The sequence below is a fragment of the Kitasatospora sp. NPDC050463 genome (genome assembly GCF_040655255.1).
Classification (GTDB): Bacteria; Actinomycetota; Actinomycetes; order Streptomycetales; family Streptomycetaceae; genus Kitasatospora.
The window spans coordinates 18,376-32,410 of the sequence record NZ_JBFAJO010000057.1; the positions used below are offsets into that span (position 1 = coordinate 18,376).

General features: G+C 70.0%; 15 protein-coding genes. 7 read left to right on the forward strand and 8 right to left on the reverse strand.

The annotated features are described in order from the left end of the window. Positions 1-15 precede the first annotated feature (15 nt). From AB0J08_RS29460 to AB0J08_RS29475, 4 genes are all read left to right on the forward strand, one after another. Complete coding sequence (locus AB0J08_RS29460; RefSeq protein ID WP_360640827.1) at positions 16-1,293, forward strand: ATP-grasp domain-containing protein; 1,278 nt, start codon at positions 16-18, stop codon at positions 1,291-1,293. 85 nt (positions 1,294-1,378) lie between these two features. Beyond that, on the forward strand, positions 1,379-1,762 hold the full coding sequence (locus AB0J08_RS29465) for a hypothetical protein (RefSeq protein WP_360640829.1): 384 nt from the start codon (positions 1,379-1,381) through the stop codon (positions 1,760-1,762). 30 nt (positions 1,763-1,792) lie between these two features. Then, entirely contained in the window at positions 1,793-2,089 is a 297-nt protein-coding gene (locus tag AB0J08_RS29470) for a transposase (RefSeq protein WP_360640831.1), read from the forward strand. Positions 2,090-2,091: 2 nt separating this feature from the next. Then, positions 2,092-3,015, forward strand: a complete 924-nt coding sequence (locus AB0J08_RS29475) for an IS3 family transposase (RefSeq protein ID WP_360640833.1) — start codon at positions 2,092-2,094, stop codon at positions 3,013-3,015. Positions 3,016-3,093: 78 nt separating this feature from the next. On the opposite strand, the gene AB0J08_RS29480 is transcribed toward AB0J08_RS29475, so the two are convergent. From AB0J08_RS29480 to AB0J08_RS29505, 6 genes are all read right to left on the reverse strand, one after another. After that, positions 3,094-3,819, reverse strand: a complete 726-nt coding sequence (locus AB0J08_RS29480) for a class I SAM-dependent methyltransferase (RefSeq protein ID WP_360640835.1) — start codon at positions 3,817-3,819, stop codon at positions 3,094-3,096. Further along, positions 3,812-4,180 (reverse strand): type II toxin-antitoxin system prevent-host-death family antitoxin, encoded by a 369-nt coding sequence (locus AB0J08_RS29485; protein ID WP_360640837.1) that lies wholly within the window; start codon positions 4,178-4,180, stop codon positions 3,812-3,814. Before AB0J08_RS29485 ends, AB0J08_RS29480 begins: the two co-directional genes overlap by 8 nt. Next, positions 4,138-4,608: a hypothetical protein gene (locus AB0J08_RS29490; protein ID WP_360640839.1), complete on the reverse strand. Its 471-nt coding sequence runs from the start codon at positions 4,606-4,608 to the stop codon at positions 4,138-4,140. The genes AB0J08_RS29485 and AB0J08_RS29490 overlap by 43 nt, the downstream gene beginning before the upstream one ends. 114 nt (positions 4,609-4,722) lie before the next feature. Continuing rightward, entirely contained in the window at positions 4,723-6,501 is a 1,779-nt protein-coding gene (locus AB0J08_RS29495; protein ID WP_360640913.1) for an ABC transporter ATP-binding protein, read from the reverse strand. Between the two features lie 238 nt (positions 6,502-6,739). Beyond that, positions 6,740-7,987, reverse strand: coding sequence for a cupin domain-containing protein (locus AB0J08_RS29500; protein ID WP_360640841.1), 1,248 nt, complete (start codon positions 7,985-7,987; stop codon positions 6,740-6,742). 49 nt (positions 7,988-8,036) lie between these two features. After that, entirely contained in the window at positions 8,037-8,210 is a 174-nt protein-coding gene (locus AB0J08_RS29505) for a hypothetical protein (protein ID WP_360640843.1), read from the reverse strand. A gap of 969 nt (positions 8,211-9,179) precedes the next feature. Between AB0J08_RS29505 and AB0J08_RS29510 the strand changes: the two genes are divergently transcribed. After that, a complete protein-coding gene (locus AB0J08_RS29510) occupies positions 9,180-9,407 on the forward strand; it encodes a hypothetical protein (RefSeq protein WP_360640845.1) in 228 nt (75 codons plus the stop codon). A 773-nt stretch (positions 9,408-10,180) separates the two neighbouring features. On the opposite strand, the gene AB0J08_RS29515 is transcribed toward AB0J08_RS29510, so the two are convergent. Next, positions 10,181-10,768 carry an SMI1/KNR4 family protein gene (locus AB0J08_RS29515; RefSeq protein WP_360640847.1) on the reverse strand — a complete coding sequence of 196 codons (588 nt, stop codon included), beginning with the start codon at positions 10,766-10,768 and terminating at the stop codon, positions 10,181-10,183. 204 nt (positions 10,769-10,972) lie between these two features. Next, positions 10,973-11,932 (reverse strand): hypothetical protein, encoded by a 960-nt coding sequence (locus AB0J08_RS29520; protein WP_360640849.1) that lies wholly within the window; start codon positions 11,930-11,932, stop codon positions 10,973-10,975. A 426-nt stretch (positions 11,933-12,358) separates the two neighbouring features. Between AB0J08_RS29520 and AB0J08_RS29525 the strand changes: the two genes are divergently transcribed. Both AB0J08_RS29525 and AB0J08_RS29530 read left to right on the forward strand, forming a co-directional pair. Continuing rightward, a complete protein-coding gene (locus tag AB0J08_RS29525; protein WP_360640851.1) occupies positions 12,359-13,390 on the forward strand; it encodes a hypothetical protein in 1,032 nt (343 codons plus the stop codon). Between the two features lie 277 nt (positions 13,391-13,667). Further along, complete coding sequence (locus AB0J08_RS29530; RefSeq protein WP_360640853.1) at positions 13,668-14,009, forward strand: hypothetical protein; 342 nt, start codon at positions 13,668-13,670, stop codon at positions 14,007-14,009. Positions 14,010-14,035 lie beyond the last annotated feature (26 nt).

Below are 14,035 nucleotides of genomic sequence, written 5' to 3' on the forward strand. Positions count from 1 at the left end.
AACCGAGGTGCATTCATGCCGACGAAGGAATACGTCCTGCTGCTGGGAGCCGAGCGGTTCCTCCGGGAACGGGCCTTCTCCGGAGCCAAGGAAGCCAGCGGCCTGCCGGTCTGGGCGGCAACGAAGGACGCGGTGCGCGACCGCAACCGGGTGTTCGACGAGATGCTGTCGGCCGATCCCCGGGATCCGGAGTCCCTGCTGACGGCCATCCGCGCGCGCTCCGTCCGGGGCTGGCACCCGCGGGTCATTGTCCCGTTCGACGACTGGACGGTGGCCTCGGCGGACCACGTGAACCGTGCCCTGGGCCTGCCCGGGCTGGACCCCGCGACGGTGACCAACACCCGGGACAAGCACGCGATGAAGCGGGCCCTCCTGGCGGCCGGGGTCCGCACCCCGCGCTCCGAACTCGTGCGGTCCGACGACGAGCTCCTGGCCGCCGTCGAGCGGATCGGGCTGCCGGTGGTCATCAAGCCGTACGACTTCGGCGGCAGCGTCGGGGTCGTCCTGGCCGGCACCCGCGAGGAGGCGCTGAGGTGTCTCCGGGAGTCCAAGGCGATCGTCGAGCGGATCCGGGCGGACTACCGGATCCGCGGGGACAAGTACCTCGTCGAGCAGTACGTCGACTCCGACAACGAGGTGTCCGTCGAGGTGCTCTGCGGGGCCGGCCGCGCGCAGGCCCTCGCCGTCACGGAGAAGTACCTGTCCCCGCCGCCCTGGTTCGCCGAGGTCGCCCACCTGGTGCCGAGTCACCGTGCCGGCGACCGCGCGCTGACCGGCCTCGCCGAGCGGACCTGTGTCGCGCTGGGCATCGACCGGGGCATCGCCCACGTGGAGATCAAGTTCGCGGCGGACGGAACGGCCTGGGTGATCGAGGCGGCCGCCCGGCCGGCCGGCGACCTGGTCATGGACCAGGTGGAGCGGGCCTACTCGGTCAGCCCCTACCGGCTGCACGTCGGCTCCTACCTCGGGGCCGACCTCCTGGACGAGGCCCGCGACGCCGTCCCGGACAGGTCCTCGGCGATCGCCTACCTCCAGGCGCCGCCCGGCCGGATCCGCGACATCCGCGCCGGGGAGCGGCTTCCGCCCGAGGTGCGGAGCCTCAGCATCAGCGCGAACCGCGGTGACCTCTCCCAGGTGACCAGGAACAACCTCACCCTCGGCGAGGGTTTCATCGAACTCGAATGGGAGGAGCTCTTCGAGGAGAGGACCGGACTGCCGGTCGACGTCGCACGGACGGTCGCCGACCGGATCTTCGTGGTCGGCGAGGCGGCGGGTGAGGCGTCCGGCGGCTGAGCCGCAGCGCTCAGGAAACCCGGTTCCCCGGGAGCCGGGACAACCCCACCAGCAGTGCACGACACGAACGACGAATGGGCGCGGTATGAACGACTTGCGGTTCGACACGGAGACCGGGACGTTCACGGTGAAGGCCCGCCAGGACAGCCTGTGGATCCACAAGGCGCTAGGCACGCACAGCCTGGAGCTGCAACTGGAGATCCACACCCCGCAGAACGAGGGAGCAGGCCGGGTTCTGCTGCTGGATACGAACCTGTTCGCCCCCCGGGACAACGCCGGCCGCGCCTGGCTGGGGTCGGCCGCCCAGACCATGGCCTTCGCGTCCGACAGGATGGAGCGCCCCGTCCTGCGGTTCCTCATCACCAGTGCGCAGATCCTGGCACTGGAGGAACAGCGCAACGGCGACCTGCGCCTGGAGCTGGACATCAGGGCGGTCCTGCCGCAGGCTGACCTTCCCCTCATAGCGTAGAGACCGTGACTGCAGGGGAAGTTGGGAGTCATGGCGGAGAAGAGGCGGAAGTTCGACGCGGAGTTCCGTGAGGGGGCCGTGCGGATCGTCGCGGAGACCGGAAGGCCTGCTGCGGAGGTCGCGCGGGAGCTGGGGATCAACGAGACCACCCTTGCGACCTGGGTCTCCCGGGCACGGAAGGCTGGCGGTGACGGCACACTGGGCGAGTCGGAGCGGGACGAGCTGGCCCGGCTGCGACGACAGGCTGCGGAACAGGCCAAGCAGGTAAGGGAGTTGGAGATGGAGCGTGATGTCCTCAAACGCTGCATGGTCCTGTGGGTGAAGTAGCTGTGGCGGACCCGGCGGCGCTCGTCGGGGCGATCAGTGACCAGAGGACCAAGCACGGCATCCCGCACTCCGTCGGCTGCCGCGCGCTCGGCGTGTCCGAGGCGTGGTTCTACAAGTGGCGCCGCCGGCCCGACCGGCCCACGGACCGCGAGGTCAGGCGGGTGAAGCTGGCCGAGCGGATCACGCATTTCTTCCGTCGGTCGGGCAGCACGTACGGCTCACCGAGGATCACCCTGGACCTGTGGGCCGAGGGCTGGAAGGTCTCGGTGAACACCGTCGCCGAGATCATGGCCGAGCTCGGACTGCAGGGCCGTAAGCCGCCCACGCGCCGTTCTCTGACCCGTCAGGGCAGGCGCAAGGCCGCCCGCGACCTCGTCGGCCGACACTTCGACGCCGTCGCGCCGAACCTGTTGTGGTGCGGCGACCTGACCGAAGTCAACACCGGCGAGGGCAAGTTGTACCTGGCCACGGTCATCGATCTGTTCTCACGGCGTCTGCTGGGCTATGCCATGGGGGCCCGCCACGATGCCGGCCTGGTCGCCGCGTCACTGAAGATGGCGGCCGCCACCCGCGGCGGTGCGGTCGATGGCGTGATCTTTCACGGCGACCGCGGGAGTGAGTACACGTCGGCGGCCTACAACGAGCTGTGCGACCGGCTGGGTGTGGTGCAGTCCATGGGGCGCGTGGGGTCGGCCCTGGACAACGCCGCGGCCGAGAGCTTCAACTCCCTGATCAAGGTCGAGTATATCCATTGGCACACCTTCGCCACCCGAGCCGAGGCCCGAATCAAGATCGCCACCTGGATCAGCAGCTTCTACAACACCCGTAGGAGGCACAGCGCAGCCGGCGGACTGCCGCCGGCGGAGTTCGAACGAACCATCAGCGAAGTACGCGCCAGCCACCATCAGCAGTACCAAGCCGCATAAAGAAGGTCTCTACGCTTCCAGGGGATTGACAGCTCAGCTACCGCTCCAGGTGACAGGTATCTCGACCAGTCACAAGGATCAGGGCCGTTGAGCGACGAAGACGACCTCCTTGCCCGGGCGGTCGGGTGCGTCCCGGACCTCGTGCAGTACGAATCCCTGTGCGGTCAGGTCCGCCTCGATGTCCTGACGTTCCCGGAACCTCAGGGTTGAATCGGAGGTGAAGTGCTTCCTGTCCGTGGCGAAGATGTAGTGCCAGCGGAACGTCACCAGGGGCCTGCTTACCTCGACCAGCTCGACCCAGTTCTCGACGGCGCCGACGCCCGGGATCTCCGTAACCCTGTGCGAGGCTGTGCGGTTCCACGTCTCCCAGGCGCGCTTGGTCGGGTCTCGGGTCTCGAACATCAGATGCCCGCCGGGTCGCAGGGCTTTGTAAGCCTCCTTGAGCGTGCGCTGCCACGCGTCAGGAGCGACGATCTGCTGGGCGACGTTCGCGGTCATGGTGACGAGGTCGACCTGCAACGGGGGCAAGGTCGTTGCGTCACCGCAGATCCAGCGGACCCGCTCGCTGCGCGGCTTGCTCTTGGCCACCTCGATGGAGGCGCGAGCGGGATCGACGCCGACGACCTCGATTCCGCGGTCAGCCAACAGAAGTGCGAAGACGCCGGTGCCGCAGCCGATGTCCAGCACTCGCCTGGCATCGAGTTGCTGAGCGAGGTCCAGGTAGGCGTGAAGGTCGCTGCGATCTGGATCGAGCGGGTCGTAGATTGCTGCAAGCCGAGTGTGCGCGAAGATCTCGTCAGCCATGCGTCTGAAGGTATAGCTGATGAGCAGTCAGCTGCGCTGCAATCTTTTTGGAGACGCGGGAATACTCGGTCGCTACGTCAACGCCCTCCGCTCCCTCTGCCCGGACCTCGTCGACAGCGTCGGTGATGTCGTCGCTCGACGGACGCTGAACGGCCGCCCGGGCCCGGGCGGCCAACCGATCCATCTCGGAGGCTTCGATGGGGCGCGGGCCGATGTGCGCCCCGGCCAGCAGGTGCAACAGCGCGGCCGGGACGACCGCGGCGACGGGCTTGCCGTAGCGGGTGATGGCGGTGATCCGGCCAGTGTGCTCGGCTAGCGTCACGATCTTGGAAAGCTCGGCGCGAGCGTCAGCCAGCGCCACGGTGGGGACGTTCGCCGGGAGATCCGGACGACCCTGCCCGTGGCCCAGCCGACTACCGGCCCGGCGCCCCCGCCGCCGGCGCCGCCACGTGCCTGCGCGAGCGTGTCGCCGTCGAGGACGAAGACGTTCGACGCGCCGCCGCCACCGCCGCCACCGGGGCTGTAGTTGTTGCTCCCCCTGGCGCCGTTGCCGCCGTAGCCCCAGGTCGTGCATCGGAGTTGTTGTAGCTCCGGCCGCCCGGCACCGCCGTTGGGGGCGTAGGGGTTGGCGGGGCCGCCGCCGTGGCCGCCGCCACCGACCACGATCTGAATCGCGTCACCGCCGTTGAGCGCCGTGGTGCACACCGTGGTGGCTCCGCCGCCTCCGTTGCCGGTGGACTTGCCGGGGCTGGAGCCGCCACCGCCACCCCCGCCACCACGAACGGTCAAGGTCACCAGGTGCGGGCCGGATCCGGGCAGCGTCAGGCTGTACTGCCCCGGCGGGTCGCGTACAGTCCGGCTGTGCGCGATGCGCTCGACCTCGAAAGCGGACTGTGTGCGGCGTCATCCGAGGCCGGTCCCGCTTCCCGGACCTTTCCCGGAGCGACTCCCCGGACCTCTCCCGGGCCGGCTCGGCCCGACCATCGCGGCATAGCGGCCCGAGAGTGCCATGAGCTCGGGGTGTGAGCCTTGTTCGACGATCCTCCCCCGGTCCATGACGATGATCCGGTCCGCGTCCCCGATCGTGGCGAGGCGGTGGGTGATGGTGATCGTGGTGCGCCCTTCGGAGAGGGTCGCCAACGCCTGTTGGATCAGCCGTTCGGTGTGCACGTCCAAGGCGCTGGTGGCTTCGTCCAGGATGAGGACCGGCGGGTTGCGCAGCATCGTCCGGGCGATCGCCAGGCGTTGACGCTCGCCTCCGGAGAACCGGTGTCCCCGCTCTCCCACGACGGTCTGGTAGCCGTCCGGCAGGCGCTCGATCAGGTCGTGGATGTGGGCCGCCCGCGCCACCTCGGCCAACTCCTGGTCCGTGGCTCGGACCTTGGCGAAGCGCAGGTTGTCCGCGATCGTGGTGTGGAAGAGGTGGGTGTCCTGTGACACCACGCCGATCGTGGCGGCGAGGGTGTCGAAGCTCAGGTCCCGGACGTCCGTCCCGTCGATGGTGATCCGGCCACCGGTGACGTCGTAGAGGCGGGCGGCCAGGTACCCCAGGGTCGTCTTTCCGGCACCGGTCGCCCCGACGATCGCGATGCTCCCCCCCGCCGGTACGTCGATGTCGATGTCGGACAACCCGGTGGCGGCGCCCGGGTAGCGGAACTGCACCGCGTGGAACTCGACATGTCCCCGGGGCCGGGGGAGTGCCTTGGGGCGCGACGGTTCCGGGACGTGGACCGGGAGGTCCAGGTATTCGAAGACCCGCTCGAACAGGGCCATCGAGCTCTGGACGGCGATGCCGATCTGCAGGATCGATACGGACGGTCCGAGCAGCGCCTGTTGAAGCACCGCGAAGGCGACGACGGTGCCGATCGACGTCGGACCCTGTCCGTCGATTCCCACGGTGCCGGCCGCCCAGTAGACGGCGACCGGCATCATGCCCAGGACGACCGAGACCGTGGACTGGTGCCAGCGGCCCGTCATCGTCGACCGGACGGCGAGGTCGGTGAGGTCCCTGGAGTGGCCGGCGAACTCCCGGTTCAGCGTGCCGGTGCGCCCCATGGTTCTTCCGAGCAGGAATCCGTTCACCGACAACGACTCCTCGACCAGCGCGGACATCACCGCCAGCTTCCGCTGGTACTGGCGGGTGACGTCCCGCCGGTCGTCGCCGACCCGGCGGGTGATCCAGGCGAACAACGGCAGCATCGCCAACGAGAGGACGGCGAGGGTCGGATTCAGGGCGAGCATGGCGATCAGGCTGGTCGCCACCGTCGTCACGTTGCCGACGACGGAGGTGGCGGTGGTGGTGACGGTCGCCTGCATGCCCCCGATGTCGTTGGCGATCCGTGACTGAATCTCACCCGTGCGCGCCGTGGTAAAGAAGCTCAGCGACATCCGCTGGAGGTGCGTGTACACGGCGATCCGGAGGTCCTCCATGACCCGCTGGCCCAGGACCACCGTCAGGTACGACTGGAGTACGCCGAGCGCGGTGCCAGCGACGATGACGCCCGCCATGCCCAGGGCCAGTGCGGTGAGCAGTCCTTCCCGTCCCTCGGGCAGAGCCACGTCCAGGATCTCCCTGAGGATGAAGGGCTGGGCGAGCGAGACGACGGAGGACCCGGCGACCAGGGCCAGCAGGAGGCAGAGCCGGGCGCGGTGGGGCAGGAACAGTCGGAGCAGTCTGCGCAGCGGCACATTCGGGGGTCGTTCCTTCGGCCTGGGGCTCACGGGTCTGGTTCCTCTCCGGACTTCTGGCTGACGGATTCCTGGGTGGCGGATCCTTGGCTGACGGATTCCCGGGCGGCGGGTGCGCGGCCGACGGATTCCCGGGTGACGGACCGGACCGCCCGACGGGAGCGGCCACCGGAACGGGACAGCGCCGCCGACCGAGGAGGACCCCGGTCGGCGGCGCTGTCCCCGCCGGTGCTCAGTCGAACGTCAGGAAGCCTTCTCGCAGCAGCGACTCCACCAGGACCAGTCGGCCCGGCTCGTCCAGCTCGCCGGGAATCGACCGCGGGGAGAAGCCGAGCCCGCCGCCGTTCTCCGCCACGTACCGGACCTCGCCCGTGACGTGGGCCGGGTACCTGACCTTCTTGTGGTGGAACTCCAACTCGACCCCTTCAGGGGTGGTGCTCAGGGCCCATCCGAGGTCGTCGCGACGCCGGACCATGGTGGTGGGCCGGAGCGAGGAGAGCGCCTCCAGGTCGCTCAGATGGTGACGCAGGCTGGTCGGCCCGATGGCGGCCGCGTGCTTCACGGCCTCGGCCGTCATGGAGGCCGGCGCGAGCCGCGACGCCAGCAGCCCGACCAGCTCACCGAGGGTGTCCGCGATCTGCCGCTGGAGGGCGCCGCTCCTGGCGAATCCCAGCGGGAGGGCGGTCCGGAACCGGACATCGTCGGCGAGCACCTGCCCGACCGCTTCCTGGAGGACCGATCCCCACAGCAGCGGGTGGACACCGATGGTGACGTGGACCGAGGCGGAGTCCATCGAGGTTCCCGCATGGACCGTGCCGCGCGGGAGGTAGAGCAGATCCCCGGCCGTCAGCTCCAGCTCCTGTTCGGCCTCCTTCGGCAGCGGATCGGCATGGTTGTACGGCTGGTTCCGCAGCGGCAGCTCCTGCGCGCTCCCGTACAACGACCACCGCTTGGACCCGTGGACCTGAAGGATGAACACGTCGTGGGTGTCGTAGTGGGGGGCGAACCCTCGCTCGTTGCCTCCCGGGGTGAGATAGACGTTCATCTGCGGCCGCGCGCTGATCTCCGCGCCGAGTTCCGCCGCGAACCGGCCCAACGGCTCCCACCGTCGGTCCAGGGAGTTCAGCACGATCGTGGATCCGGTGCGGTAGTGCTGGTACACGGCCTCGACCGCGGTGGTCCGGCCGGTGGATTCGTTCGACACGACGACCACGTCGGAGACCGAGATCTCCTGGCCGTCCCGAATGATTCGAACGGTATCCAGATTGGCGTCGACCGACGCGAGCAGTCGGTCCACGTCGTCCAGGGTCAGGAGTTCGGAGAAGTAGTGCGGGTCCGCGTGACGCACGTGCAGGCTCCGACTCTCCCAGAACTCCTCTTCGAAGGTCTGCCGCTCGATCGGATCGAGCATCCAGGAGAGCGCGGACACGAGCCTCCCGCCACGTGTCGGCGTCGCCTGGTCCCCTGTTGCTGTCGCCATATCCCGTGGCTCCTCGTCTGTGACACTCGTGCAGGGCCGGTCGGTGGGTTCAGTCGTTGTCGTCCCGGTACACATTGGTATTGGGGTAGTTGTACCAATCCTTCTTTCCCGAGTCGTTGAAGTCGTTGTCGTCGTGGTTCCCCCTGCTGCGGTCATGAGCGGCCGGGGACTCGCCTCCCGGCCGGACGACCACGATGTCCTCGGGGTCAAGTGACTGTGCCATCGGTTTTCACTCCTTTCGGCTCCCGTGGCGGGAGCCTGTACGAGCCGGTCCTTCGACTCGGCCGGGCCGACCGGATGCGTTCGGTCCTGCCGTCCGAGCCGCCGGAACCGGTGGGAGTCCCACAGTTCGGCACGTTTGTTTGTCCGTCACTACGAAGGCCAAGGGCCAGGTGAGTGGCGGACAATTCCGGTTTGGCCGCGGACAAAGCAGGGGCACGGGAGGGCGCCGCGCAGGCCCACAGGGCGCCAAGCGGCGGGTGGAACGACGTCCCGACCCCGGGCTTCCGTCGTCCTCCTCGTCCATGCCGACGCTCGGCGTCGTGTCCGCCGCCGGGGCGCCGCCGGCCTCGGCCGGCGCGACGCCCACGTCGGAGGCATCGAGCACCCTGCGGGACCGTGCCTTCCCGGGCGGCCCGGCCGCCCGGGAAGGTCATCGCCTTCGGGTCTGGAGAAGAGCCAGCGGAATGCCTGGTTGGTGGCGGTGTTCATGTTGTCGCGGTCCGCGATGTACGCCAGCAGCAGGGCCGCGACCGGTGTGGGGACCGGCGAGGCGGGCTCCCCGAGCCGCAGAAGCGTGGTCTCTCCGTCGTGGAACACGTCGTTGACCGTCAACTGGACGATTCGGGTGAGGGGTTGCGCGTAGAGGAGGACGATGACGCCGGCGACACCGGAGGGGCGCATCGGTGTGTCTGCGTCGGTCAGCAGCCGAGTGCGTCCAAGCGTTCGTCCTCGCTCAGGGTGGGCCGCCGGGAGATCTTCATTGTGGGGATGGACAGGGAGTGTGGACAACGGCGGCTCATTCTGACCCAGTTCAGGAAGGACCTCAGGCAGGTGCGACCGGGTTCGGTGTTCTCCGCGAATCAGGCGTCGATGTCGAGCTGGCCGCAGGACGCGAGGGTGCTGTCCCGGGCGCTGAGCCACTCCAGGAAGGCTGGTGTGAGGCCGCCCGGCGGCTGGAGGAGGGGGAGGCGTGGTCTCGGTCGTCATCGCACAGGAGGCCGGACGGAGCTGGCAGACCGTCGTGGACGAGGTGCGGGCGGCGCTGGCGGAACTGGCCTCCCGGGTGGAGAGGCGAACACAGCTCGCCCTCGGACCGGAGGTTCATGTCCGGCTGCTCAACCCCGACGCCTACGCACTCAGTCACGAGGCGCACGAGCGGCGGGTGAACGAGGCACTACTCGCGAGCGACCTCCTCTAGACGATCCCGGACTCGGCCCGCAGGCAGAAGCTGGAAGCCGACCTCCGGCAAGCGGACGGCACCCACTCCAGCGCCAACCGGATCCACGCCTGCCTGCCGTCCAGCCGGACACAGCCGCAGGCCGACGGTGGCTGCACGATCCTCCTAGCCCCCGCGCTGCTACGCCGGAGTGCCGGCGCGGTGAGCCGGGACGCCCTGAGGTCGGCCCTCGCCCACCAACTCGTCCACCAAGCGCAGTTCGCGCTGTGGGGGCCGTCCCTGAGCGTCGAGCTGCGCGCCGCTGCCCTGGTTCACCGCGCGTCGGGCAACGACCTCGACGACTTCCGGCACCTGGCCGCCGTACTGGAGGGCCACGCGCGGTTCACGACGAAGACTTGTTGGGAGCCGACCACATCGAAGAGCGGAAGGCCGGTCGCCTCCTTCGCCTGCTGGCGGGCCCGAACCGGGGGCCGGCACTGTACGACCGCGGCGAGGGCTGCGCGCGGCAGGCGGCGGAGCACGGCGTCACCTGAGGGCCGGGGCTCCCGTCTCGGTCACGATCGAGTCATGCGGAGCAACGCCGGGAGACAGCTGCAGGATCTGCCAGGCACCATCCCTGGCTGACCACCACGGCGTGGCGCCAACCGCCTCCATTGCTGACAGCTCGGTCACGGGCTGTTCGGTCCGCGCCACAACGAAAGATCCAGAGAAACCCATGGGTCGAGACCGTAGCTCCCGGCGCTGACACCGTCGATTACAGAGCGTGAGACGAGCGCTGATGGGTGCTGGCTTCCTCACCAATGTGGATCGGCGTCCCACTCGGGGTCCGACTCTCTGATCTGCTCGTACGACTCGAAGGTGTGGGTGTCGAAGAAGCAGGCGATGGAGAACGACTGCCGGGGATCCGTGAGGACCCGGTAGATGAACTCGCTGGTGGAACCGTCGAATCGCTCCCAGCCGGCGGCGACGTCATCATGCGGCTGGGCGAGAATGGGCCAGCGGTCAGGATCGGCGGAATCGGTCAGCCAGAAGAACTGGTCGGCCTGTTCCGAGTCCGCCCACCGAAGTAGGCCGCCAGCGGCGGGGAACACGGGATGCGGACGGTAGAGGTCACCGATCCAGGCGTCAGCAGCGGCTCGTGCGCCCAGCCACTCGGCGTCCTTGATCAGGTCGTGGTGCGGGCTCGGCGTGTCGGGGGTGGAGAGCTGCAGGAACCCGTCGAACTCTCCCGAGCCGAACCACTGCGCCAGCTGCTTGTAGTCGGTCGGCAGGGCAATGCCGAGCCGCGCCTCGACCGAGGGCCAGTCGATCACCCTCCCCGTCGCGCTTTCCCAGCCCGTGATGGCTGCCAGCTTCTCGCTCCACGTTGCTGCTGTGTCCACGATGCCGAGTAAATCGCAGTGGACGGACAACACTCGGCGCGGGACCTTTGTACTCCTACTTCGGAGTCACAGTCACTCACCGTGGTGAGATCGCGGAACTGCCACCTGTCGCTTCCAGTCACAGCTCATGTCACCCGCATCCGGCGACTGGTGACAGATACCGCGACTAGGTGACAACTATCTCGACAAATCACAGACCCCGGGTTACGACGGGCCGGCGCGCAGGCCTCGCCAGACCGGCTGCCTCAGCCGGGCGGCCGGGGTGAGCTCCAGGAACTCGACCTCGGCGTGGAGCTCGGGCCGCACGAAGCGCACCTCCACGCCGCGCGGCAGCCCCAGGCCCGCCCGGACCCCGGTGAACGGCGACGTGGACTGGTCGAGACGGCGTAGCGCGGCCGCGAGGGCGCGGCGCTCGGGTCCGGTGAAGCCGGTACCGACCGATCCGGCGTAGAGCAGGCGGCCGGGTTCGCCGGTGGGGGCGCCGACCAGGACGGCGCGCACCGTGGTGCCGCCCGGCCCTCCGGGCAGCCACCCGCCGATCACGACGTCGGCCGTGCGCAGGTGCTTGATCTTGACCCAGTCCCGGGATCGGGCACCCGGCCGGTACGGGGAGTCGGCCCGCTTGCAGATCACCCCTTCCAGGCGGTGCTCGCGCGTCCACGCGACGGCGTCGATCACCGACTCCCACGTCGGGGGGACCCGCAGCCCCGGCCGGTCCAGTTCCAGGCCCTCCAGCACGGCGCGCCGGCGCCGGTAGGGCTCGGTGAGCAGCGGCCGGTCGGTGTGCGGGACGTCGAACGCCACGAACAGCGCGGGGGCGCTGCGGGCGCCGGCCTGGACGGAGGCGGGGCGGGTGCGGTGGATGCGACCCTGCAGCGCGGCGAACGACGGCATCCCGCCTTGCATCACGACCAGCTCGCCGTCCAGGACCAGGGGCCCGGGCACGCCGGCCAGGGCGGCGACGACCTCGGGGAAGCGGGCGGTGTAGTCGGTGTCCGCGCGGCCGATCAGGCGGGCCCGCCCGTCCTCCAGGTAGGCGATGGCCCGGACGCCGTCCCACTTCACCTCGGCGCACCAGCCCGGCCCGGACGGCAGTGGCCCGGTCGTCGCCAGCATCGGCTCGATGTGCGGCAGCCGGATCTGCGCGGATCCTCGGGAGGCCATACCTCCAGCATCCGGCCAACCTCGCCCATGCCGGAGTGCGATGCCGCCGAGCGGCGCAGCCGCCGGTGGGCGCGCGAGGATGGATGGGTGAGCGCATTACCCCGCTACCGAGACGGTGATCTCCTCGAGGAGGCCGGCGGCCGGCTTCTTCGGGTCCTGGCCGTCGGCACCGAGTCCTAATTCCTGCGCCGCCTGGACGGCCAGCCCGAGGACGTCGAGCCCGCTGAGAGTGCCTGGGTGTTCGCTGGCTGCGAGGCCGTGACCCGTCGGATCGGCGGGAGCGGAGGCGAGGCCACCGAAGCGCCGGACCAGCCCTGAGAACCGGCGGGGTTACCGCACCCATTGGACACCCTAAGTGATCGATAGGCTACGAACGGTGTCATCTGACGTTTGACCAGGTCGAACGGATGTTCGATCGTAAGGGGTGTGCCGACCTACCCGTCCCGACGACCGCCCGCCGGCGCCCCCGGCTCCTGGCGCGACGCCCGCCGCGCACCCGTCGGCGAGGTCGAGCAGGCGTCCGCCCTTGAGCACCCGACCTGGACGATCGCCCTGCTCGCCATGGGCGGCACCATGGTCCCCGCCCTCATCACCGCGTGGCGCCCCCTCCGCCGGCCGCTGGGCCGCCCACGTCCAGTGGGGGCCACCACCCGCCACCGACTGGGTCATCTACACCCCGCACACCCTGCTGCCGGCCACCGTCACCGCCCGGGCCGACCCGCGGGAGGCCGCCCCGTGCTGACCCCCGTTCCCACCCCGATAAGCGACCGAAGCGACCGACTCGCGGAACTCCTCGCAGAGACCAGCCCGGAGGCCCGCCGGGCCCGCATCGACGCCACCACCTGGCCGGCCCTCGACGCCCTCGCCCCCGTCCTGCCCGACGGCCGCCTACCCCGTGGCTGCGTGATCGAGGTCGTGGGAGACCACTACCTGCTCGGCGCGCTGGCCGCCGGTGTCGCCCAGCGCCCGGACGTTTTCGTAGCGTCCGTCGGGCTCCCGGATCTCGGTCTCGCCGCCATGAATGCCCTCGGGATCCCGTACGCCCGCCTTGCAGTCGCCGACGACCCCGGCCCCCACTGGGCCGAGGTCGTCGCCGCCCTCGCTCGTGAGGGCGCCTTCGGCGTGATCCTCCTGGAACCCCCCGCCACGGCGCAGCCCCGCGACCGCCAGCGTCTCGCCGCCCGGCTACGGGAGTCCGGTACCACCCTGCTCGTGACCACCCCCTGGTCCGGCGCTGCCCTCACCCTCACCAGCGACACCCCCCGGTTCGCCGGCCTGGGCGACGGCTGGGGACAGATCACCTCCCGCACCGTCACCGTGCACTGCACCGGTCGCGGCCGCGCCGGTGTCCGCACCCGTACGACCACCCTGCTCCTGCCCGGCCCCGACGGCACCGCCCAACCCCTCGCCCCGGCCGCCGAGCAGACCGTCCCCACACTCGACGCCGCCACGGCGTAACATCGGCCGGCGCGGCCCCAACCGGAGTCGGGGCCGGGAACGCACCCGGATCACACACCCGCACCGGCGGCCCACCGCGGGCCGCTCACCGGGTCGGTTGAGCCACACGAACTGGCCGTCTGGCCGGACCGTCATCCCGTAGTCGTACAGCCCCGGCCGCTCGACCTCCCACATCGCCCACGCGATCATCAGCTCGTCCCCGCCCGGCAAGCCCGGGCGCCCCGCGCGCGCCGGTCGGCCCGGCCGCAACCCGCAGGCCGAACTGCGGCCCTACGGAATGCTGGAGTTCGGTCCCCGCGGCGGCATCCGGTTGCGCCACCTGGCCGGCGCCGACTCGGTCACCGTTCGCGTCGAGGTCATCCACCAGGAGAGCGGCCACGAGCTCTACCAGCGAGACGTGGTCGTCTACCCGTGGAGCCTCGCCGCCTTCGGCCGGCCGGACAACCGGAACCGCTGGGCCAGGTGGCTGCAGGTTGTCGCCGCCCTCGACATCCTCGTACCCGGCCCGCACCTGGCGAAGGCCACCGACCTCGAGACTGGCCAGCTCCTCGCCGAGACCGTCGTAGCGCGAGCACAGGGCCGTAACGCTTTCCGCGGCGCTGGAGTACAAGGGGTGTGAGCAGCCTCCACGGCCGCTCACACCCC

Excerpts from the sequence above, each read along its gene's own strand:
- AB0J08_RS29520 (WP_360640849.1), bottom strand. The coding sequence starts at position 11,932 with ATGGCCTCCCGAGGATCCGCGCAGATCCGGCTGCCGCACATCGAGCCG.
- AB0J08_RS29505 (WP_360640843.1), bottom strand. The coding sequence starts at position 8,210 with ATGGCACAGTCACTTGACCCCGAGGACATCGTGGTCGTCCGGCCGGGA.
- AB0J08_RS29460 (WP_360640827.1), top strand. The coding sequence starts at position 16 with ATGCCGACGAAGGAATACGTCCTGCTGCTGGGAGCCGAGCGGTTCCTC.
- AB0J08_RS29480 (WP_360640835.1), bottom strand. The coding sequence starts at position 3,819 with ATGGCTGACGAGATCTTCGCGCACACTCGGCTTGCAGCAATCTACGAC.
- AB0J08_RS29465 (WP_360640829.1), top strand. The coding sequence starts at position 1,379 with ATGAACGACTTGCGGTTCGACACGGAGACCGGGACGTTCACGGTGAAG.
- AB0J08_RS29500 (WP_360640841.1), bottom strand. The coding sequence starts at position 7,987 with ATGGCGACAGCAACAGGGGACCAGGCGACGCCGACACGTGGCGGGAGG.
- AB0J08_RS29470 (WP_360640831.1), top strand. The coding sequence starts at position 1,793 with ATGGCGGAGAAGAGGCGGAAGTTCGACGCGGAGTTCCGTGAGGGGGCC.
- AB0J08_RS29530 (WP_360640853.1), top strand. The coding sequence starts at position 13,668 with ATGCTGGAGTTCGGTCCCCGCGGCGGCATCCGGTTGCGCCACCTGGCC.